At 70.7% G+C, this 21,230-nt stretch carries 19 protein-coding genes; 13 read left to right on the top strand and 6 right to left on the bottom strand.

The features are described 5' to 3' along the window. The first annotated feature begins 58 nt into the window (after nucleotides 1-58). The 5 genes from O5M90_RS23270 to O5M90_RS23250 are packed head-to-tail and all read left to right on the top strand — an operon-like array spanning nucleotide 59 to nucleotide 5,056. A complete protein-coding gene (locus O5M90_RS23270; protein WP_262971194.1) occupies nucleotides 59-943 on the top strand; it encodes a diguanylate cyclase domain-containing protein in 885 nt (294 codons plus the stop codon). A gap of 30 nt (nucleotides 944-973) precedes the next feature. After that, nucleotides 974-1,480, top strand: a complete 507-nt coding sequence (locus O5M90_RS23265) for a Csu type fimbrial protein (RefSeq protein ID WP_262971195.1) — start codon at nucleotides 974-976, stop codon at nucleotides 1,478-1,480. A gap of 9 nt (nucleotides 1,481-1,489) precedes the next feature. After that, nucleotides 1,490-2,188, top strand: coding sequence for a fimbrial biogenesis chaperone (locus O5M90_RS23260; RefSeq protein ID WP_137943147.1), 699 nt, complete (start codon nucleotides 1,490-1,492; stop codon nucleotides 2,186-2,188). Continuing rightward, nucleotides 2,172-4,562, top strand: a complete 2,391-nt coding sequence (locus tag O5M90_RS23255) for a fimbria/pilus outer membrane usher protein (protein WP_269837913.1) — start codon at nucleotides 2,172-2,174, stop codon at nucleotides 4,560-4,562. Before O5M90_RS23260 ends, O5M90_RS23255 begins: the two co-directional genes overlap by 17 nt. Next, nucleotides 4,559-5,056, top strand: coding sequence for a Csu type fimbrial protein (locus O5M90_RS23250; RefSeq protein ID WP_171018270.1), 498 nt, complete (start codon nucleotides 4,559-4,561; stop codon nucleotides 5,054-5,056). The genes O5M90_RS23255 and O5M90_RS23250 overlap by 4 nt, the downstream gene beginning before the upstream one ends. Here O5M90_RS23250 and O5M90_RS23245 read toward each other — a convergent pair. From O5M90_RS23245 to O5M90_RS23225, 5 genes are read right to left on the bottom strand one after another with little or no spacing between them, the layout of a single operon-like run. Next, nucleotides 5,031-6,020, bottom strand: a complete 990-nt coding sequence (locus tag O5M90_RS23245; RefSeq protein ID WP_262971197.1) for an alpha/beta hydrolase family protein — start codon at nucleotides 6,018-6,020, stop codon at nucleotides 5,031-5,033. The genes O5M90_RS23250 and O5M90_RS23245 overlap by 26 nt on opposite strands. A 37-nt stretch (nucleotides 6,021-6,057) precedes the next feature. Beyond that, nucleotides 6,058-9,141 carry an efflux RND transporter permease subunit gene (locus tag O5M90_RS23240; RefSeq protein WP_269838362.1) on the bottom strand — a complete coding sequence of 1,028 codons (3,084 nt, stop codon included), beginning with the start codon at nucleotides 9,139-9,141 and terminating at the stop codon, nucleotides 6,058-6,060. Beyond that, nucleotides 9,141-10,223 carry an efflux RND transporter periplasmic adaptor subunit gene (locus tag O5M90_RS23235; protein WP_269837914.1) on the bottom strand — a complete coding sequence of 361 codons (1,083 nt, stop codon included), beginning with the start codon at nucleotides 10,221-10,223 and terminating at the stop codon, nucleotides 9,141-9,143. Before O5M90_RS23235 ends, O5M90_RS23240 begins: the two co-directional genes overlap by 1 nt. After that, nucleotides 10,220-11,650, bottom strand: coding sequence for an efflux transporter outer membrane subunit (locus tag O5M90_RS23230; RefSeq protein WP_269837915.1), 1,431 nt, complete (start codon nucleotides 11,648-11,650; stop codon nucleotides 10,220-10,222). Before O5M90_RS23230 ends, O5M90_RS23235 begins: the two co-directional genes overlap by 4 nt. A gap of 3 nt (nucleotides 11,651-11,653) precedes the next feature. Then, entirely contained in the window at nucleotides 11,654-12,325 is a 672-nt protein-coding gene (locus O5M90_RS23225; protein ID WP_269837916.1) for a TetR/AcrR family transcriptional regulator, read from the bottom strand. 147 nt (nucleotides 12,326-12,472) lie between these two features. Between O5M90_RS23225 and O5M90_RS23220 the strand changes: the two genes are divergently transcribed. The 8 genes from O5M90_RS23220 to O5M90_RS23185 all read left to right on the top strand — a co-directional run bounded on the left by O5M90_RS23220 (nucleotide 12,473) and on the right by O5M90_RS23185 (nucleotide 20,900). Next, complete coding sequence (locus tag O5M90_RS23220; protein WP_262971201.1) at nucleotides 12,473-13,477, top strand: extracellular catalytic domain type 1 short-chain-length polyhydroxyalkanoate depolymerase; 1,005 nt, start codon at nucleotides 12,473-12,475, stop codon at nucleotides 13,475-13,477. Nucleotides 13,478-13,586: 109 nt separating this feature from the next. Continuing rightward, the gene (locus tag O5M90_RS23215) at nucleotides 13,587-14,420 is read left to right on the top strand and encodes a hypothetical protein (protein WP_269837917.1); all 834 of its coding nucleotides are present in this window, start codon (nucleotides 13,587-13,589) and stop codon (nucleotides 14,418-14,420) included. 153 nt (nucleotides 14,421-14,573) lie between these two features. Further along, a complete protein-coding gene (locus O5M90_RS23210) occupies nucleotides 14,574-15,056 on the top strand; it encodes a hemerythrin domain-containing protein (RefSeq protein ID WP_269837918.1) in 483 nt (160 codons plus the stop codon). Between the two features lie 38 nt (nucleotides 15,057-15,094). Next, nucleotides 15,095-15,757, top strand: a complete 663-nt coding sequence (locus tag O5M90_RS23205; protein ID WP_269837919.1) for an alternative oxidase — start codon at nucleotides 15,095-15,097, stop codon at nucleotides 15,755-15,757. A 199-nt stretch (nucleotides 15,758-15,956) separates the two neighbouring features. Continuing rightward, nucleotides 15,957-16,151 carry a hypothetical protein gene (locus O5M90_RS23200; protein ID WP_171018271.1) on the top strand — a complete coding sequence of 65 codons (195 nt, stop codon included), beginning with the start codon at nucleotides 15,957-15,959 and terminating at the stop codon, nucleotides 16,149-16,151. Next, nucleotides 16,139-17,857 (top strand): circadian clock protein KaiC, encoded by a 1,719-nt coding sequence (kaiC, locus tag O5M90_RS23195; RefSeq protein ID WP_269837921.1) that lies wholly within the window; start codon nucleotides 16,139-16,141, stop codon nucleotides 17,855-17,857. The genes O5M90_RS23200 and kaiC overlap by 13 nt, the downstream gene beginning before the upstream one ends. Then, nucleotides 17,854-18,147 carry a circadian clock KaiB family protein gene (locus tag O5M90_RS23190; RefSeq protein ID WP_269837922.1) on the top strand — a complete coding sequence of 98 codons (294 nt, stop codon included), beginning with the start codon at nucleotides 17,854-17,856 and terminating at the stop codon, nucleotides 18,145-18,147. The genes kaiC and O5M90_RS23190 overlap by 4 nt, the downstream gene beginning before the upstream one ends. After that, nucleotides 18,144-20,900: a sensor domain-containing protein gene (locus tag O5M90_RS23185; protein WP_269837923.1), complete on the top strand. Its 2,757-nt coding sequence runs from the start codon at nucleotides 18,144-18,146 to the stop codon at nucleotides 20,898-20,900. The genes O5M90_RS23190 and O5M90_RS23185 overlap by 4 nt, the downstream gene beginning before the upstream one ends. Here the strand turns inward: O5M90_RS23185 and O5M90_RS23180 are convergent. Further along, nucleotides 20,897-21,136 carry a hypothetical protein gene (locus O5M90_RS23180; protein WP_137943162.1) on the bottom strand — a complete coding sequence of 80 codons (240 nt, stop codon included), beginning with the start codon at nucleotides 21,134-21,136 and terminating at the stop codon, nucleotides 20,897-20,899. The two genes, O5M90_RS23185 and O5M90_RS23180, sit on opposite strands and share 4 nt — an antisense overlap. Nucleotides 21,137-21,230 lie beyond the last annotated feature (94 nt).

The raw sequence follows: 21,230 nt of genomic DNA, 5'->3' as shown, positions 1-21,230 counted from the left end.
CCCTCTGCGCAAGGCCCGGGCGAAAACCGAAGATAAGCGCCATCGAACAGGGGCTTTCATGAACATCTTTCTGGTTGAAGATTCGCCGTCCATCCGCCGCCTGCTGGTACGCCGGCTGGACAGCATGGCCGGCGCGCGCATCGTCGGCGAGGCCAGCCGCCAGGACGAGGCGATCGCGCTGATCGAGTGGCTGCAGCCCGAGATGGTGCTGCTGGACCTGTCGCTGGCCTCGGGCTCGGGCCTGCAGGTGCTGGCCGCCCTGCGCGGCAAGGGCTTTCGCGGCCAGGTGATGGTGCTGACCTCGCAGGCCGTCGATGCCTATCGCCAGGCCTGCACGGCCGCCGGCGCCGACGGCTTCTACGACAAGGCCAGCGGCCTGGACACCCTGTTCGACGATCTCGGCGAGCAGCTGGAAGCCCGCCGCGACGGCGAATCCAGCACCCCGGCCGCCCTGCTGCTGCGCGATGCACTGACCGGCCTGTACAGCCAGCTCGCGCTGCTGGAGCGGGCCGACCAGGCCATCAAGATGGCGGCCGCCGAGAACACCGAGATCGCCGCTTTCGTGCTGGTGCTCAAGGGCCTGGACGCGCTGCGCCAGACCCATGGCGAGGCCGCCGTCGAGGCGGTGCTGCGCGAGACCGCACAGCGGCTGACCCTGTCCTGCACGCCGGCCGATGTGCTGGCCCGCCATGCCAGCGAGCAGTTCGCGCTGCTGCTGACCCGGGTCGACTCGGCCGCCGATGCCGCGAGCTTCGCCCAGCAGATCGGCGCGCTGATGGCCCAGCCTTTTCAGATTGACGGCGGGGCCCTGGCCCTGCAGAGCGAACTGGGCATGGCCCTGTTCCCGCGCGACGCGGTCTCGGCCCGCGCCCTGCTGACTCTGGCCGAGGCCCATGCCTATGGCGCGGCGCTGCCGCAGCGCCCGACGGTCTTCTGCCACTGATCCCCGCCTTCAGCAATTACGGAGTTCGCCATGATGTCTTCCGCCAAGCTCAAATCACTGCTGCTCGCCGCCGCCCTGCTGGGCACGGGTTCGGCCGGCGCCGCCACCGCCGGCAACACCTTCCAGGTGCAGGCCACCGTGGTCAGCGCCTGCACGGTGTCGGGCTCGGCGATGAACTTCGGCGCCAGCATCGACCCGCTGGCCACCGCGACGCCGCTGGACGCCAGCTCGACGCTGAGCGTCGTGTGCACCAACACCACGCCCTATACCGTGTCGCTGAACGCCGGGGCCAATGCCGGCGGCGCCTCCAATTTCACGAACCGCGCGATGAAGAGCGGTGCCAACAGCCTGGGCTACCAGCTCTATCTGGATGCCGGCCGCTCCACCGTCTGGGGCGACGGCACGGCCAGCAGCACCCACAGCGGCACCGGCACCGGCAGCACCCAGAGCCTGACCATCTACGGCCGCCTGCCCTCGCTGGCCAATGTGGTGCCCGGCAGCTACACCGACACCGTGACGGTGACGGTCACTTACTGAGGCCTCGCCATGCGCACTGCCCTGCTCGCCTGCCTGCTGGCCCTGAGTGGCCTGGCCCATGCCGCCGACATCAGCCTGATGCCGGTCAATGTCAAGCTCGACCGCCTCAATGACCGCGCCACCGTGCAGGTGCAGAACAACGGCAGCGAGGCGGTCATCATGCAGGCCGATGCGATCGCCTGGACCCGGGTCCAGGGCCAGGATGTCGACGGTCCGACCAGCGACATCATCGTCAACCCGCCGATCTTCACGATACAGCCGGGCCAGACCCAGATCGTGCGCGTCGGCCTGCGCCGCAACCAGGAGCTGCAGCAGGAGGCCACCTACCGCATGGTGCTGCGCGAGGTGCCGAGCCCGCGGCTGTCGGACATCGGCAATGTCAGCGGCAGCGTGCGTGTGCTGGTGGCGCTGCGGGTGCCGGTCTATGTGGCGCCGAGCAAGATCGTGCGCCAGGAGCAGTGGCAGCTGCGGCGCGATGCCACCGGCGAGATGGTCGCCAGCGTCAGCAACACCGGCAATGTGCATCTGAAGATCGGCGAGCTGCGCCTGCAGGGCGGCGCGGCGCTGGCGCTGCAGGGCAGCGGCAGCGTGATCTTCCCCGGCGAGCAGCGCAGCTTCCGTCTGCAGGGTGGGCAGAAGCACCGGCTGCTGGAAGTCGTCAGCGAGCAGGGCGTGCAGCAGGTGGCGCTGAATGAGGCGCAGGACTGAGTCCCGGCACGGCCACCTGCTGTGGCCGCTGCTGCTGGGGCTGACCGAGCCTCTGGGCGCCCAGTCCGGCGGTCTCTTGCCCAGCCCCGAGCTGGCCCAGGCCCTGGCCGAGCTCGCGCGCCCCGGCGAGACCCTGCTGCTGGGCCTGCGCATCAACGGCGTGGCCCAGCCGCAGACCCTGCGGGCGGTGCGCGTGGCCGAGGGCCTGGCGCTGCCGCAGCCGCTCTGGGAGTCGCTGCATCTGAAGCTGCCGGCGCTGGCGCCGCGCCTGATCGACGGCGAGCCGCATATGGTGCTCGATGGCCGACCCGACACCAGCCCGGACACCCGCTGGCATATCGAGGAGGCCAGCCAGACCCTGGTGATCGAGGCCTCGGCCTCGGCCTTCAAGCGCCAGCAGCTCAGCATGGAAAGCGCGGCGCCGCGCCTGACCCTGCCGCAGCAGCTGGGCCTGTTCGCCAACTACGATCTGTACTGGCAGCGTCGCAGCCAGGGCGGCGGCAGCAGCCTGGATGGCCTGGCCGAGCTCGGCGCGCTGACCGCGCGGGGCGACCTGAACCATCTGCTGCTGTACCGCCAACAAGGCGACCTGCTGCGGCTGGAGACGCGCTGGACCCTGAACCAGCCCGAGCGCATGGCGCGGCTGCGCCTTGGCGACACGGTCAGCCAGCCCGGTGCCTGGGGCCGGGCGCTGCGCCTGGGCGGCCTGCAGTGGGGCACGGACTTCTCGCTGCGGCCCGGTTTCCTGAGTTTCCCGCTGCCCAGCCTGAAGGGCGAGGCCGCCCTGCCCTCGACGCTGGATGTCTATGTCAACAACAGCCAGCGCCTGCAGGGCCGGCTGCAGCCCGGCGCCTTCGACCTCAGCGAGCTGCCCATCGTCACCGGCCAGGGCGAGATCCGCAGCGTGGTGCGCGATCTGCTGGGGCGCGAGCAGGTCGTGGTCCTGCCCTACTACGTCAGCCCGGCCCTGCTGAAGCCGGGGCTGCGCGCCTTCAGCATCGAGCTGGGCCGGCTGCGCGAGGACTATGGCCTGGCCAGCAACCGCTATGGCGCCGTGCTGGCCAGCCTTACCGAGCGCAAGGGGATCAGCGAGCGCTTCACCCGCGAGCTGCGTGCCGAGCTGATGCGCGCCCAGCAGACGCTGGGCGCCACCGGCATCTGGCTGTGGCCGGCGCTGGGCACCGGCACGCTGTCGCTGGGCTTGAGCCGGCAGCGCCAGGCCGATCGCGGCTGGATGCTGGGCGCCGGCCTGGACCGCCAGGGCCGCGACTGGAGCGGCAGCCTGCAGCTGCGCCGTGCCAGCGCCGGCTTCACGCAGGCCGGCGATACCCGCGACGCAGCGGGCAGCCGCTGGAGCGTGGCCGCCGCGCTGGGCAGCGCCTGGGGCGGCACCTCGCTGGGCCTGAGCTATCTGCAGCAGGGCGGGCGCAGCGGCGAGGCCGCCCGGCCACGGCTGCTGTCTCTGAGCGCCAGCCGCGACCTCGGTGGCTGGGGCTATCTGAGCCTGGTGGCACTGCGCGATCTGGGCGGCAGCACGGCGCTGTCGCTGTCCTGGAGCCATGCGCTGGGCGAGCGTGGCAGCGCCAGCGTCAATCTGCTGCGCAGCCGCAGCGAAGGGCCAAACGGCAGGCAGGACACCCAGAACCTGCAGCTGCAGGTCCAGCAGAACCCGCCCTTCGGCCGCGGCCTGGGCTACCAGCTGCTGACCGAGACCGGCGACCAGCGCCGCAGCCTGGCCCAGGCTGTTTGGCAGACCGACAAGGCCGACTTCAGCGCCGGCGCGGCCAAGCTGGGCCGGGCCCGGGAGCTGCGCGCCGGCGTCAGCGGCGGCCTGGCCTGGATGGACGGCGAGCTGTTCGCCAGCCGCCGCATCGACGGCGGCTTTGCCATCGTGCAGGTCGGCGACTATGCGGGCGTCGGCGTGCTGCATGACAACCAGCCGGTGGCCCGCACCGATGCCAGCGGCCGCGCCTTCATCGGCAGCCTGCGCGGCTACCAGAGCAACCGGGTCGGCATCGATGCCGCCGACCTGCCCTTCGATGCCCAGCTCGACGCGGTGGAAGTGCGGCTGACGCCGGCCGCACGCAGCGCCGCGCTGATCAGCTTCCCGGTGCAGCGCAGCCGGGCGGCAAGCTTTCGCTTGATCGACCCGCAGGGCCGGCCGCTGCCGCCAGGCAGCGAGCTGCGCGTCGAGGGCGGCTCACGCAGCTTCCCGGTCGGGCTGGAGGGCCGCGCCTTTGTCAGCGGCCTGGCCGAGCGCAGCCGCGTCGACGCGCGCTGGCCCGCCGGCAGCTGCAGCCTGATACTGACGCTGCCCCGCGAGCTGATCGAATGGCCCGAGCTGGGCACTCTTGAATGCAAGGCCACCCCATGAGACTGCTGCGTCTGCTTGTCCTGCTGCTGGCTGCCGCATGCGGCGCCGGCTCGGCCCAGGCCCTGTGCCTGCCGGTGCTGTGCAGCTGCACCGTCAGCACCACGCCGCTGCTGTTCGGCAGCTACAACCCGCTGGCCCATGGCCATACCGACAGCAGCGCCAGCATCAAGGTCGGCTGCGGCGGTGTGGCCGGGCTCTTGATTCCCTACAACCTCGCGATCAGCGCCGGCGGCGGCGGCAGCTTTGCCAACCGGCGCATGAGCCTGGGCGCCCACCAGCTGAGTTACAACCTCTATACGGATGCGGCCCGCAGCACGGTCTGGGGCGATGGCACGGCCGCCACGCTGCTGATGCCGGGCTCGATCACGCTGGACATCCTCGGGCTGGCGCCGCAGCAGACGCACTGGGTCTACGGCCGGCTGCCGGGCCGCCAGCTCGGCGCGGCGCCCGGCGCCTACACCGACACCCTCAGCGTGACACTGACGTACTACTAGCCCCAGGCCGTACCCAGCGCGCCAGCAGGCCGCCGTGGCGCTCGCCCCAGCTCAGCAGGCTCTCGCCCTGCCCGTCGAAGACCTGGCTCAGAAAGGCCAGGGTCAGCTCGCGGGTAGCGGTCTTGAGCTTGGGGTTCAGTGTCAGGCCGCCGGTGCCGTCGCGGTCGGTGAAGACGCTGTGCGAGCCACCCTCGAACACCACCAGCGACTTGGTCGCGCTGCCGGTGGCGTCGAACACCCGCAGCCGGTCCTGCGCGTCGGAGTAGTAGCCGGGGATGCGTATCACGTCCTCGGTCGCGGTGATGTGCAGGGTCGGGATGTTGACCGAAGCCAGGATGGCCGACGGATCGGATTCGCCGTAGAAGGGCGGGGCCGAGATGATCAGCGCCGCCTTGAAGCGCTCGTCGCGCAGATCCATCACCGCGCCCTGGCGCTCGACGCGAGCGCCGGCCAGCAAGAGGCTGGTGTTGGCGCCGTAGGAATGGCCGGCCGCGACGATGCGCCGCGCATCGATGCGCGCGCCCCACTCGCCCTGCAGCAGCCGGTCCAGCGCGAAGCTGACATCGCGAGCCCGGTGGATCGCCTCGCGCTCCTGGGCCGCGTCCTGCAGCCGGCCCACCAGGCCCAGCGGATTGCCCATCCAGAGCTGGCGGTCGCTGCCGACATGCTGGACATGCAGGCTGGCATAGCCCTGGCTCGCCCAGTACTGGCCCAGATAGCTGTAGCCGCGCCGCGAGCCGCCAATGCCGTGCGAGAACACGATCAGCGGCACCGGCGCGCCGTCCGCCTGCGCCGGCCAGTACAGCCGCACCGGCACGGCGCGCTGGCGCTGGGTGTCCTGCCAGTCCAGGTCCTGGCCCGGGATCGCCGGCGCCGGCGCCGGTGGCTGGGCCTGGGCCGACGGCAGGCCAGACGCTGTCAGGGCCAGGGCCAGCAGGATTCGACGTGAGACAGCAAACAACATCGGGAGCTCTCCTTGGCGTGCCAGTATGGGGCCGGCTTCAGGGCCTGGCGGAAGTCAGGGCTTGTGAGGCCTTGGCCCGCCGCGGCCGCAGCCGCTGCACCGCATCGTCCACATAGGTAAAGACGATGGGGATCACCAGCAGGCTCAGAAAGGTTGAGGTGATCAGCCCGCCGATCACGACGATGGCCATAGGCGCGCGGAAGCTCGGGTCCACCCCCCAGCCCAGCGCGATCGGCAGCATGCCGGCCCCCATCGCGATGGTCGTCATCACGATGGGCCGGGCGCGCTTGCGGCAGGCATCGAGAATCGCCTCGAAGCGCGGCAGGCCATGGTCGCGGCGCGCGATGATGACGTAGTCGACCAGCAGGATGGAGTTCTTCGTCGCGATGCCCATCAGCATGATCAGGCCGATCATCGAGGGCATGGACAGCGCGGTCTGGCTCAGGTAGAGCGCCAGGAAGGCGCCCGGGATCGACAGCACCAGCGCGGCCAGGATGGTCAGCGGCTGAACAAAGTCCTTGAACAGCAGCACCAGCACGATGTAGATGCACAGCACGCCGGTCAGCATTGCCAGACCGAAGCTGTCGAACAGCTCGGCCATCGCCTCGGCGTCTCCCACCGTGGTCTGGATCACGCCCGGCGGCAGGCTTTGCAGGCTGGGCAGGGCCAGGGCCTGGCGCTCGACATCGCCCAGCGCCTGCCCGTTCAGCTCGATCTCGATATTGATATTGCGCAGCCGGTCATAGCGGTCGATCTGCGAGGGGCCGCTGTCCAGCGCCAGGCTGGCGACATTGCCCAGCGGCACCGGACCATGGCTGCCCGGCACCGGCAGGCGGCTCAGATAGCCCAGGTCGGCGCGCGCATCGCTGCGCAGCCTGACCACCACCGGCACCTGGCGCTGCGCCAGGTTCAGCTTGGCCAGCTCCTGCTCGTAGTCGCCGGCCGTGGCCACCCGCAGCGTCTCGGCGATGGCGGCGGCGCTGACGCCCAGGTCGGCGGCGCGCGCGAAGTCGGGCCGCACGATCAGCTCGGGCCGGGTCAGGCTGGCGCTGGAGGTCACCGCACCGATGCCGGGAATGCCGCGCAGCTCGCGCTCGACGGTTTGCGCATGCTCGGCCAGCACGCGGCCATCCTCGCCGGCCAGCACCAGCACATACTTCTCGCTGGAGGCGCCGAAGCCGACCTTGACCCGGGCGCCCGGGATCAGCTCGACCGCCTCGCGCAGCTGGGCCTCGATGGCCTGCTTGCTGAGGCCGGGCCGCTCGTCGCGGTGGGTCAGGTTCAGGGTCAACGTGGCCTTGCCGATGCTGGAAGCCGAGCCCATCGCGAAGGGATCGGCGCCGGCGCTGCCGCCGCCGATGGCCGTGTAGATCAGCTTGACATGGGGGTTGGCCTGCACGATCTGGCGCGCCCGCTCGGCCAGCTCGGCCGTCTGCGCAAAGCTGCTGCCCGGCGGCAGGGTCAGCGTGACCTGGGTCTGGCTCAGGTCATCGGGCGGGATAAAGCCGGTCGGCAGCAGGCCGGCCAGGCCGAAGGAGCCCGCGGTGAACACCAGTGTGGCCAGCAGCGTCTTGATGCGGTGCTGCAGGCACCAGCGGGCCCAGCCTGTGTAGCGCAGCAGCCAGCGCGGCTCGTGATGCTCGCCGGTGGGCGGCTTCAGGATGTAGGCCGCCATCATCGGCGTCAGCATGCGCGCCACCACCAGCGAGAAGAACACCGAGATCGCCGCCGTCCAGCCAAACTGCACGAAGAACTTGCCGGCGATGCCGCTCATGAAGGCGGTCGGCAGAAAGACCGCGATCAGCGTGAAGGTGGTCGCGATGACGGCCAGCCCGATCTCGTCAGCCGCCTCCATCGCCGCCTCATAAGGCGTCTTGCCCATGCGCAGATGGCGCATGATGTTCTCGATCTCGACGATGGCGTCGTCGACCAGGATGCCCACCACCAGGGACAGCGACAGCAGGGTCACGGTGTTGACGGTGAAGCCCAGGAAATACATCGCCGCAAAGGTCGGCACCACCGACAGCGGCAGCGCCGTCGCGGCGACGATGGTGGCGCGCCAGTCGCGCAGAAAGAACCACACGACGACCACGGCCAGGAAGGCGCCCTCGTAGAGCAGCACCATCGAGCCGTCATAGTTCTCCTGCACCGGGTCGACGAAGTTGAAGGCCTCGACGATCTCGATCTCCGGGTGCTCGGCGCGCAGCGCCTGCAAGGCCGTCGCGACGCCGCGCGCCACCTCGACCTCGCCGGCGCCCCGCGTGCGGGTGATCTCGAAGCCCACCACCGGCTTGCCATTCAGCAGGGCCGCCGAGCGCTGCTCGGCCACCGTGTCCTTGACGCTGGCCAGCTGGTCCAGGCGCAGGCGCCGGCCATCGGCCAGCGCGATGTCCATCGCCGCCAGCTCCTCGGCCGAGGCCACGGTGGCGATGGTGCGCACCGACTGCTCGGCGCCGCCGATATCGGAACGCCCGCCCGAGGCCTCCTGCTGGATCTGGCGCAGCTGGCGCGAGACATCGGCGGCCGTGGCGTTCAACGCCTGCAGCTTGGCCGGGTCGAGCTCGACCCTCACCTCGCGGCTGACACCGCCGACCCGGCCGACCGCGCCGACCCCGGGCACGGCCAGCATGGACTTGGCCACCTGGTTGTCGACAAACCAGGACAGCGCCTCGTCGTCCATGCGGCTGGATGCCACCGTGTAGGTCAGGATGGGCGTGCCCGAGAGCTCCAGCTTGGAGACCACCGGATCGCGCATCTCGCCGGGCAGGTCGGAGCGCACCCGCGAGACCGCGTCGCGCACATCGTCCAGTGCCTCCTGCGTGGGCTTCTCGAGCCGGAACTCGGCCGTGATCGTCGCCATGCCGTCGCTCAGCGAGGTGTAGATGTGCTTGACGCCCTGCAGGGTCGCGATCTGGTTCTCGATCTTGCGCGCCACCTGCGATTCCAGCTGGGCCGGCGAGGCCCCGGGCAGCGCCGCGCTGACCGTCACGGTGGGCAGGTCGATATCGGGAAAGTTCTGGATCTTCATCCAGCGAAAACCTGCCAAGCCCAGCAGGGTCAGCATGATGAACAGGAGGATGGCCGGAATCGGATTGCGGATCGACCAGGACGAGACATTCATCATGACTTGCTCCCGTCCACCACCCGCACCAGATCGCCGTCGGCCAGGAAACCGACGCCGCTGGCGACCACGCGCTCACCGGCCTTCAGCCCGGCCAGCAGCTCGATCTTGTCGCCCAGGCGGCGCCCGATGCTGACCTTGCTCTGCTGCACCCGGCCATCGGCGCCAACCTTGAACACATAGGCAAAGCCGTCGCGCAGCTGCACCGCCGCCTGCGGCAGCGCCAGCGCCGGGCTGCGGCCCAGGAGGATGCGGCCGCGTACAAAGCTGCCGGCGCGCAAAGCGGCGTGCGGGCTCAGATCGATATAGGCAAGGCCGTTGCGGCTTAGCACATCGACGGTCGGGCCGACCAGGCGCAGCCGGCCGCTGGCGCGCTGGCCGTCGGGCAGCTCGATCTCGACCTCGGCGCCCGGCGCGAGCCGGGCCAGCTCGGCGCTGGGCAGCTCGGCACGCCACTCGAGCCGGCTCTTGCGGATCAGGCGGAACAGTTCCTGGCCCGGCTGCGCCACCGCGCCGACGATGGCCGGCGCGGCAGCGATCAGGCCGTCGTCGGGCGCGACGATGCGGGTCTGGGCCAGGCGCAGTTCCTCGCTGCGCACCTTGGCCTGGGCGGCCTCGAAGCGGGCCTTGGCCGCCTGTTCCTGCACCAGGTATTGCTGGGCCTGCTGAGCGCTCAGCGCGCCGCTGCCGCTGGTCTGCAGGCTGCGCACCCGCTCGGCATCGGCCTGGGCGCCGGCCAGCAGGGCCTGCGCCTCGGCGGCGGCCGCGCGGCTCTGCGCCAGCTCGGCCTGCACCGTCTCGCTGGCCAGGCTGGCCAGCAGCTGGCCGCGCCGCACCCGGTCGCCGACCTGGGCCCGCACCTCGGCCAGGCGCAGCCCGGACAGCTCGGCGCTGACCACCGCCTCCTGCCAGGCGGCCACCGTGCCGCCGGCCTGCACGGCCTGCTCCCATTGCTGCGCGCTGGCGCTGACCAGATTGACGCTGAGCGCCGGTTTGGCCTTGGCTGCCGTCTGGCTTGTCGCCGCGCCCGCTGCGATCAGCAGCGCAGCAGCCAGCAGGCCGGTGTTGAATGTCTTGTTCATGAGCTACTCCCTTGCTGCCAGCCACCACCGCTGGCCTTGTAAAGCGCCACCCAGGCGGCGACCCGTTGTTCCTGCACCTGCACCAGGCTGGCCTGGGCATTCAGCGCCAGCCGGCGCGCGTCTTCGAGCTCGGCCGCGCTGGCCAGACCCTGGCGCCAGCGCTCTTGCGTGCCGGCCAGCGAGCGCTCGTAGGCCGAGACGCTGGCCGCCACATGGCTTTCGCGGGCCTGGGCCGAGTCCAGCCGCACCAGCGCCTCCTCGACCTCGCGCACCGCCTGCAGCAGCGCTCCGCGATGCGCCGCCAGCGCCTCCTCGTAACGGCCCTGGGCCGCATCGACCTGGGCGCGGCGCGCGCCGCCGTCCAGCAAAGGCAGGCTCAGGCTGGGGCCCAGCGACCAACCGCTGCCGTCGTCGCGCAAGCCGGCCACGCGCAGCGCGCCGATATTGAGCGAGCCGCTCAGGCGCAGCTGCGGAAAGCGCTCGGCCTCGGCCGCGCCGCGCTCGGCCCAGGCCGCCAGCACCAGGCGCTCCGAGGCCGCCAGATCGGGGCGCTGGGCCAGCAGCTCGGCCGGCAGGCGCGGCAGCGCAAATAGAGCCGGGGCCGGCAGGCGGGCGGTGGCCGTGCTCAGGCGCTGGCGCAGCGCCGCCTCGTCCAGCGCGGTCAGCGCCACCAGGCCCTTGACCGCCAGATCACAGTCGGCGCGCTGGGCCAGGCGGCGGCTGTGCGCCTCAGCGGCCGCGCCCTCCAGCAGATCGGCGGCGGCCGGCGCCTCGAAGCCGACTCGGGCCTTGTCACGCGCCAGCAGCGCCAGCTGGCCCAGCGACTCGGCCTCGCGTTCTCCGATGGCCAGCAGCTGCTCGCAGCTGCGCAGGCTCAGGTATTGCCGGGCCACTTCGGCCGCCAGGCTGACACGGGCCTGGTGCCAGTCCAGCTCGCTGGCGGCGGCCCGTTCGCCGGCGGCCTGGGCCTGCTGGCGCACGCGGGCAAACAGATCGATCTCCCAGCTCGCGTCCAGGCCCAGGCTGGCCTGGCCGCGCGCCGGCTCGTTCGAGGGCACGGCCGAGCGGGACCGGCCGGCGCTGCCGGCCAGGCCCAGCTGCGGCGACCCCGCGCTGGCGCTGAGGCCGGCGGCGGCGCGCGCCTGGCCGATGCGGGCCAGCGCCTGCTGCAGGCCCGGGTTCGCGCCCTGGGCCTGGGTGATCAGCTCGGCCAGCAGCGGGTCGTCGAAGCGCGCCCACCACTGGCGCAGCTGTTCGGGACTGCCCTGATGGGGCAACAGCGCCGGCAAGCCGGCCTGCCAGGCCGGCGGCGCCGGCAGCTCGGCACGCGGCGCCGCCGCGACGGCGCAGCCGCCGAGCGCAATAACGAGCAGGCACAGCGGCGCCAGACCGGCCCGCCTGGGCCGGTGCAACAAGGAGGAATTCATGGGCTAGCTTCTTCCGTGGGTAGAGGGGGGCGGCGGGCTCAGGCGCAGCAGGCGCTCCTGCTCCACCAGGGCCGAGCCATAGGCCACCATGCGCGCCAGCACGCGCTCATAGGCGCCGGGGCCGTAGACGACGCCGGGAGCCAGCGCCTCCATATAGTCGGCCGACATCCAGTAGTCCTGCACCAGGGCCGTCAACGCATGGGCCAGATGCTGCAGGCCCAGATCGGCCTCGGCCGCGCCGACGCGCTGGCGCAGCATCTCGATCAGCGCCGCATGCTGGGGCCCGAGGTGCTGGGCGCACAGCTGCTCGTAAGCCAGGCTGGGCTCGAGCATCTCACGGCCCAGCAGGCGCATCAGCTGGGCCGCGCTGCCATCAGCGGAGCGCAGCGGCGCCAGCAAGGCCTCGTAAAAGCCGCGCAGCCAGTCCTGCAGCGGGACCTCGGCATCAGGGGCCGGCACCTGGGCCAGCAGATCGAGGATAGGCTGGACCAGGGCCTCGCGGTACAGGCCCTGCTTGTCGCCGAAGTAATAGGAGATCGAGCCGATATTGACACCGGCGGCCTGGCAGATCTCGCGGGTGCTGGCCTTGTCGAAGCCCTTGTCCGCAAAGATGCGGGTGGCCTCGGCAAGCATGCGCTCGCGGGTGCCGGGCTGGGAGGGGGCGGAACTGGACATGGCGCGATCATAAGGGGGTTTAATCAATCGATTGATTAAGAACTCATGAAGACTTCAGATTCGCCCGGGCCTGTGTGTGGCATGACACAAAGCCCGGCCGTCCGAGCTGTTAGGGTGGCCTGCCCTGCACTCCGGAACACGCCCCCGATGGCCAAACGCAAGCCCGCCGCCGCCTGGACCCGGCTGATGCAGCAGAGCTGGTCGGCGCTGACGCGCTCGAACCTGCGGGTCGGCCGCCGGGCCGTCGCGAAGGCGATCAAGCCGGTGCTGGCCAGCCGCAAGCCCCCGCCCGGTGCTGGCGACTGGCTGGCCGGCGCGGTGATGGGCCCGGCCGGCATGCGGCGCTACTGGCTTTACCGACCGCCCGGCTTGCGGCTCAAGCCCGGCGAGCGCCTGCCGCTGCTGGTGATGCTGCATGGCTGCGGCCAGAGCGCGCCGGCTTTTGCCGCCAGCACCCGGATGAACCGGGTCGCCGCGCGCGAGGGCTTTCTGGTGATCTACCCCGAGCAGGACCGGCTCGCCAATGCCCAGGGCTGCTGGAACTGGTTCGACACCCGCTCGGGCCGCGCCTACAACGAGGCCGCGCTGATACTGCAGGCGATCGACCAGGTCTGCCTGCTCTACCCGGCCGATCGCGAGCGCGTCGCGCTGGCCGGACTGTCGGCCGGGGCCAGCATGGCGGCGCTGCTGGCGAGCCGCTATCCGGAGCGCTTCAAGGCCGTGGTGATGCACTCGGGCATTCCGCCCGGCACGGCCCACTCAGGTCTGTCGGCGCTGGGCGCGATGCGGGGGCGGCGTGCCACCGAGCCGCTGCCGGCGCCGGCGGCCAGCGCCTGGCCACCGCTGCTGGTCATCCATGGCAGCCGCGACGCGGTGGTCGCACCCAGCAATGGGCGGGCCGCCGTGCTGGCCTGGGCCGAGGCCGCGGATGCACGCGTGACCCAGCCACGCAGCGTGCGACGCGGCAAGCGCTATCCGAGCACGGTGACCGACGTCAAGCGCGGCGCGACGACCGTGGCCAGCCTGGTCGAGGTGGACGGGCTCGGCCATGCCTGGAGCGGCGGCCTGGCCAGCCAGCCCTTTGGCGACGGCCAGGGGCCCGATGCCTCGCGCATGGTCTGGGCCTTCGTGGCCCGCCAGTTCCGCCGCTGAGCGGCGCGCACCGAGACGCGGCCGCCTCCTACAAGGACTCGCTCGTTTGCCTCATGGCCGGCGCGCGGGCCTCGCGCCAGCATCGCTGCATCGCTTCACCGGATGCCCCATGCCCAGCCCATCATCGCCCGTCGACCTCGCGGCGCCTGCCGCCGCACGCCCGCGCGCCGGCACGGTGTGCTGGAGCGCCAGCATCGCCGGCGCGGCGGCGGCCACCGCGCTGTCGCTGCTGACCCTGGTCCCGCTGCTGCTGGGCAAGCGGTCCGAATTCGATGCCACGACGCTGGCCTGGGGGCTGACGACGTCGCTGCTGGCCGCCGGCATCGGCGGCTATCTGGCGGGGTGGATGAGGACCCGACGGGTGCGGCAGCGGCATGACGAGTTCTTTCTCAACGGCCCGGCCCATGGCCTGCTGGCCTGGCTCATGGCCTTTTTGCTGACGCTCGCGCTGCTGGCGGCCATGAATACCGGCGCGCGCCCGGAACCGGCGTCGCTCAAGCCTGACGGCAGCGAGTTGCTTGATCGATTGTTCAGCACCGACGCCGCCGCGCCGGCCGGCGGTCAGGCCTTGAGCGCGAGCACGCAGGAGGAGATCCGGCGCATCTTTGGCAACACGCTGCAAATGGGGGTGCTGCCCTCGTCCGACCAGCGCTACCTCGGCCAGTTGCTGAGCCGGCAGTCCGGCCTGCCGCGTGCGCAGGCCGAGCAGCGGGTGGGTCAGACCTATGCCCTGGCCCGCGAGCAGCTGCGGCGCAGCGAGATCGCAAACCGGCAGGCCTCGGACCTGACACGCCAGACCTTTGCCTATGCGGCGCTGGGCCTGCTGGCGCTGCTGCTGGCGGGTGCGCTGCTTGCCGGACTGGCGGCCGCAGCGGGCGGCGCCCTGCGCGCCACCACGCACGACACCACGCACGACACTACCCGCAGCAGCCCGCCGGGCTGAAGCCTGCCATGTGGGCCAGCGCACGCTGCAAACAAGCCCCGCACCTACAAACGCATGCTCGCTTGCCCGACGGGCGCCGACGACCTCAAGCCACAAGATGGCGACTCGCCCACCGGGTCCTCCGGTTCGTCCCCTCCCCCCGCAAGGATCGCCATGAAAACTGCCAGCCCCCAGAAAACCATTGAAGCCCCGACCGCGCAAGACGCCACGGCGTTGCTGCGCGCCGACCACAAGCGCGTCAGCGAGCTGTTCGCGAGCTATGAGAAGAGCCGTTCGGTCGCCACCAAGAAACAGCTGGTGGCGCAGATCTGCACCGAGCTCAGCGTGCATGCCCAGGTCGAGGAGGAAATCTTCTACCCCGCCGTCAAAAAGGCCTTGAAGGACAAGGTGCTGGTGCCCGAGGCCACCGTCGAGCACGCCAGCCTGAAGGCCTTGATCGCCCAGGTCGAGGGCATCGAGCCTGACGGCGAGATGTTCGACGCCAAGATCAAGGTGCTGTCCGAGTTCGTCAAGCATCACGTCAAGGAAGAACAGGGCGAGATGTTCCCCAAGGCCAAGTCCACCGACCTGGACATGGATGAACTCGGCGCCCAGCTGGCCGCACGCAAGACCGAGCTGCTGGCGCAGCGCGCCTGAGTCAGGGCCTTCTTCGTCAACCATCAGGCCTGAGCCCCATGGCCGCCCGCCACCATGCCCCGACGGCCTTTTCCGACCGCCTCGCGCTGGGCTTCACCAAGCTCTTGCGCTGGGCGGCGGACACCTTCTTTGCCAAGCGCTACGGCCACCGCGCCATCGTGCTCGAGACGGTGGCGGCCGTGCCCGGCATGGTGGGCGCGAGCCTGACCCATCTGCGCTGCCTGCGCCGCATGATCGATGACCAGGGCTGGATACGCACCTTGATGGAGGAGGCCGAGAACGAGCGCATGCACCTGATGACCTTCGTCGCGATCGCCAAGCCCACGGCTTTCGAACGCTGGACCATCCTGCTGGCGCAATGGCTGTTCTATCTTGGCTTCTTTGTGCTCTATCTGCTGTCGCCGCGCACCGCGCATCGGGTGGTCGGGTATTTCGAGGAAGAAGCGGTGCTCAGCTACACGCTCTACCTGGAAGAGATAGACGCCGGCCGCACGCCCAATGTGCCGGCACCGGCGATCGCGCTGCACTACTGGCAGATGGCGGCCGATGCGCGGCTGCGCGATGTGGTCTTGCTGGTGCGTGCCGACGAGGCGCACCACCGCGACATCAACCACGGTTTCGCCAGCCAACTCGCCGGCATGCCGGGGGAGTCGGGGCCGCCCGCCCCGTATCCGCCGCATGCCGACACGGTGCTGCATTGATGCGAGTCCCGTGTTCGCCAGCGCACGGACGGCGCGGCGCCGCTGCGCCATGCTGCAGGCATCGGGGAGCGCTTGCCAGGCCCCCCGAACGATGCGGTCCGCCCCGCCTACCTGCGCGCTGCGAGCGCGCGGTAGGCAGGCTCCGTCTATCGGCAGGGAGTGGTTTATGTCAGCAAAAACAAACAGCAATCCGGACTTGATGCCAGCGAGCCCTCGTGGCCGCAGGCTGCGGCGCCATCACGACCCGCAATGCTTCACCGCGCATGCGGGCGGCCCCGACCGGCGCCGGCTCTGGCCTTTTGTGCTGGACTGGCCCTGGTACGAGGCCCTGGAACTGGCCTGCAGCGACGCGCCGGGCCCGGCCTGCCGGCGGACCTCGCGGTGGCCCAGCTGAGCAGCGGCTCGCCGCCCGCGGTCGGCCCGGCTTCGATCGGCAAGGTCGCCACCAGCATCGCCGGCTTCGACAGCATCACCGGCGGTGGCCTGCCGGCCGGGCGGACCACCCTGCTGCTGGGTGGTCCGGGCTCGGGCAAGACGCTGTTCGGACTGCAATTCCTGTCGCACGGCGCGCAGGCCTGCGGCGAGCCCGGCATCTTCGTCGCCTTCGAGGAGACGGCCGAACGCCTGCTGATCAATGCGCGCAGCTTTGCCTGGCGGCTCGACGCGCTGCCGCCCGAGCGGCTGTTCTTCCTCGATGCCCAGCCGCTGCCCGATCAGCAGTGCGCGGGCGACTTCGACCTCGGCGGCATGCTGGCGGTGCTGCAGGAGCGGGCCGAGGCGATGGGGGCGCGGCGCATCGTGTTCGACGCGCTCGATGTGCTGCTGGCCTTGCTGCCCGATGCGGCGGCACGCCAGCGTGAGGTCCAGCGTCTGCAGCAATGGCTGCAGGCGCGGGCGCTGACCGCCATCATCACGGCGAAGAGCGGGCTCGACGAGGCCGAGGATCGCGGCTCGGCGCCGCTGGTACTGATGCAGTTCATGCTGGACTGCGTCGTGATCCTGCGGCACGGCGTCGTGCTGGGCGTCTCGGAGCGCACGCTGCGGGTGCAGAAGTACCGCGGCTCGGGTTTCGATGAAAACGAGGCGCCCTTCCTGATCGGCCATACCGGCCTGGAAGTGCCCGTCGCGCGCACGCCGCGTCGCGCCGATGCGCGGGTCAGCCACGAGCGCGTCTCCAGCGGCCTCGCACGGCTCGACACCATGCTGGACGGCGGCTACTACCGCGCCGCCAGCGTGCTCATCACCGGCTTCTCCGGTACCGCCAAGACGACGCTGAGCGGCGCCTTCGCGGCGGCGGCCTGCGAGCGCGGCGAACCCTGCCTCTTCATCAGCTTCGATTCGGACTGCGCCGAGGTGGTGCGCAATCTGGCCTCGGTGAGCATCGCGCTGGAGCGCCATGTGCAAAGCGGACTCCTGCAGATGGTGTCGTCGCGCAGCATCAGCGGCAGCGCCGAGACCTATCTGCTGCGCATCAAGTCCCTGGCCCAGGCGCAGGGTGCCCGCTGCCTGGTGATAGATCCGGTCTCGACCTGGGCCAAATCGGGCACCGACCTGACCGCGCACAGCGTCGCCGACCGGCTGATGGACTGGGCCAAGGGCGAGGGCATCACGCTGCTGTGCACCAGCCTGCTCGACGAGATCTCGAGCCGGCCGGCCGACGGCTCGCCACTGCAGATCTCGACCCTGGCCGACACCTGGATCCACCTGAACTACCTGGTGCAGGCCGGCGAGCGCAACCGCAGCCTGTCCATCGTCAAGTCGCGCGGCAGCGCCCATTCCAACCAGGTGCGCGAGCTGATACTGAGCAGCGCCGGAGTGACCCTGGCCGATGCCTACACGGCCCATGGCGAGGTGCTGATGGGCACGCTGCGCTGGGAGAAGGAGCAGCTCGACCGCAAGGCCGGCGAACAGGCCGAGCAGGTCCTCGCCGAGCGGCTGCAGGCCTTGCAGCTGCAGCTGCAGGCCAAGCGCGACGAGATCGCGGCGCTGACCCGCAGCGGCACCAGCCGGGCCGAGGCGCTGGCGCTGCGGCGCCGCGACCTGGCCAGCCTGCGCGGCGCCGATGCCGAGAGCAGCGCGCAGACGCCGTCGACGCCATGAGCCTCCACCCCACCCCGTTCAAGTTCCGACTCTATGTGGCCGGCGATTCGATGAACTCCGCCCAGGCGCTGGCCAATCTGGCCGCGCTGTGCCGCCAGCATCTGCCGGACCGCCACGAGATCGAGGTGGTCGATGTCTTCACCGCGCCGCAGCAGGCGCTGGCGGACGGCATATTTCTGACCCCGACCTTGATCAGGCTGGCGCCGGTGCCGCAGCGCCGTATCGTCGGCAGCCTGACCCCGACCCGGCCGGTGCTGCTGGCGCTGGGGCTGACGGAAGAGCCCACATGAGGCCGACCCCGCCCCGCGCACTGGCACCGCAGGCCGAGATCAGCGAGCTGATCGAAGACCTGCATGCGGTCGGCCAGCGGCTCGAAGACCTGACCGCCGGCGAGGTCGATGCGGTGGCCGATCATCTGGGCCGGCCCTTCCAGCTGCGCAGCTCGCAGGAGTATTCGCGCCAGCACGAGGCCATCAAGCAGGCCGCCATCCTGAATGCCTTGCCCGCCCATATCGCGGTGCTGGACAACCGCGGCGTGATCGTCTCGGTCAACAAGGCCTGGCAGCGCTTTGCCGAGGGCAATGCGCCGCACGGCGCGCGCTGGGGTGTCGGTGCCGACTATCTGCAGGTCTGCGACCGGGCCCAGCACTGCGAGGAAGCACGGCCGGTGGCCGCCGGCATCCGCGCGGTCCTGCACCAGGGCCTGGCCCGCTTCGCGATCGAGTACCCCTGCCATGGGCCGCAGGAGCAGCGCTGGTTCCTGATGACGGTGACGCCGCTGGACGAGGTGCAGCCCGGCGGCGCCGTGGTCATGCATCTGAACATCAGCGAGCGCAAGCGCAGCGAGGAGACGCTGCGGCGCTTCGCGGCGGCCATGGATGCCACCTCGGACGCGATCTTTCTGACCGATCGTGCCAGCATGCGCTTCGTCCATGTCAACGATGCGGCCTGCCGGCTGCGCGAACTCACGCGCGAGCAGCTGCTGGCCGTCGAGCCCTGGGCGATGCTGGACATCAGCCGCGCCGCGCTGGAGCACAGCTATGACCTGTTGATCGGCGGCAGCGGCCGCCAGGCCCCGATCGAGCTCAGGCGCAGCCGCTCCGACGGCCGCAAGATCTGGCTCGAACTGCGCCGCGAGGCGCAGCGCACCGACGCCGGCTGGACCATCGTGACCCTGGTGCGCGACATCAGCACGCGCAAGCTGGCCGAGCAGCGCATTGCCTATCTGAACCGCGTCCATGCGGTGCTCAGCGGCATCAATGCGCTGATCGTGCGCGTCGGCAAGCCCCAGGAGCTGTTCGACCAGGCCTGCCGGATCGCGATCGAGCAAGGCGGTTTCCGCATGGCCCTGATCGGCGCCGTCGAGCCGGGCTCGGCCAGCATCGTGCCGCAGGCCTCGGCCGGCGTCGATGCGGCGCTGCTGGCGGCGATACGGGCCTTGCTGGCCTCGCCCGAGGGCGCGGCCAGCAGCATGATCGCGCGCAGCTTGCGCGAGCAGCGCGCCATCGTCGCCAATGACTCGCAGCACGACCCGCAGGTGCTGCTGGGCCCGCGCTATATCGAGGCCGGCGTGCGCTCGATGGCCGTGCTGCCGCTGATCGTGCGCGGCGCGCCGGTCGGGGTGCTGGCGCTATACGCCAGCGAAAGCGAGTTCTTCCATGCCGAGGAGCTGACCCTGCTGGGCGAGCTGGCCGGCGACATCGCGTTCGCGATCGACCATATCGGCAAGCAGCAGCGGCTTGACTATCTGGCCTACTACGACGAGCTGACCGGCCTGGCCAACCGCAGCCTGTTCCTGGACCGCGTGACCCAGCATCTGCGCAGCGCCACCGCCGGCGGCCACCGGCTGGCGCTGTTCCTGGTCGATCTGGAACGATTCAAGAACATCAACGACAGCCTCGGCCGGGCGGCCGGCGATGCGCTGCTGCGCCAGGTGGCCGACTGGCTGACCCACAAGGCCGGCGACGCCGGCCTGTTCGCGCGCATCGGTGCCGATCACTTCGCCGCGATGCTGCCGGTGGTGAAGCCGGACGGCGAGGTGACTCGCTTGCTGGAGAAGACCATCGCGGCCTTTCTCGAGCACCCGTTCCGGCTCAATGACGCGGTGTTCCGCGTCTCGGTCAAGGTCGGCGTGGCGCTGTTCCCGGCCGATGGTGGTGACGCGGCGACCCTGTTCAAGAATGCCGAGGCCGCGCTGAAGAAGGCCAAGGCCGGCGGCGACCGCTACCTGCTCTACAAGCAGGCCATGAATGCCACGGTCGCCGGCAAACTGACCCTGGAGAACCAGCTGCGTCTGGCGCTGACGCAGCAGCAGTTCGTGCTGCACTACCAGCCCAAGATGGCGCTGGCCGGCGCGCGGCTCAGCGGCGCCGAGGCCTTGATACGCTGGCACGACCCGATCTCGGGCCTGGTGCCGCCGGGCCGCTTCATTCCGGTGCTGGAGGAGACCGGGCTGATCCATGAGGTGGGACGCTGGGCCCTGCGCAAGGCCCTGGAGGACAGCCGGCGCTGGCGCCAGGCGGGGCTGGCGGCGGTGCGCGTCGCCGTCAATGTATCGCCGCTGCAGCTGCGCGACCCCGGCTTCATCGACGAGATCGGGCAGGCCATCGGTGGCGATGCGCAGGCCGCCGCCAGCCTGGAACTGGAGATCACCGAGACCTTGATCATGGAAGACGTCAAGCACAGCATTGCCTGCCTGCAGGCGATCCGCGCAATGGGCGTGAGCATCGCGATCGACGACTTCGGCACCGGCTTCTCCTCGCTGAGCTATCTGGCGCGGCTGCCGGTCGACACGCTGAAGATCGACCAGTCCTTTGTCGCCGCTATCGACAGCGGGTCGCAAGGCCTGGCCCTGGTCTCCACCATCGTCGGCCTGGCTCATGCGCTGGGCCTGAAGGTGGTGGCCGAGGGTGTCGAGACCGAGGCCCAGGCGGCGCTGCTGCGCGAGCTGCGCTGCGACGAGATGCAGGGCTTTCTGTTCAGCCGACCGCTGGCCGGCGAGGTGTTCGAGGCGCGCTATCTGGCGCCGGTCGGCGCCGCCTAGAGGATGTAGCTGCGCTGATCGTCCGCCTCGCCGCCGCGCTGTCGCCCCGACGGCCGGCGCAGATTGCCCTCCCAGCCGCAGTGCATCGAGCGGCAGGCGTAGCGCCGCACCGGGACCAGGGCGCTGAACCAGATGTCGCGCAGGCGGCGCGGGACGCGGTAGATATAGCCCTGGCAGTGGGGGCAGCACAGCGTGCGCACGACAGCGCCGGCATCGGGGGTGGTGGCCTTGCTCATCGGAAGCTCCTTGGCTGTGCGCTCAAGGCAACTATCCGGGCAAGCGGCCCGCCTCACTGTGCGCTGGCGCACATAGCGACCCGGCGCTGCTCGG

The organism is Paucibacter sp. M5-1, from assembly GCF_027498415.2.
GTDB lineage: Bacteria > Pseudomonadota > Gammaproteobacteria > Burkholderiales > Burkholderiaceae_C > Roseateles_E.
Note: the sequence above shows the minus strand (reverse complement) of the source record. Positions and strands in the feature narration are given on the sequence as shown.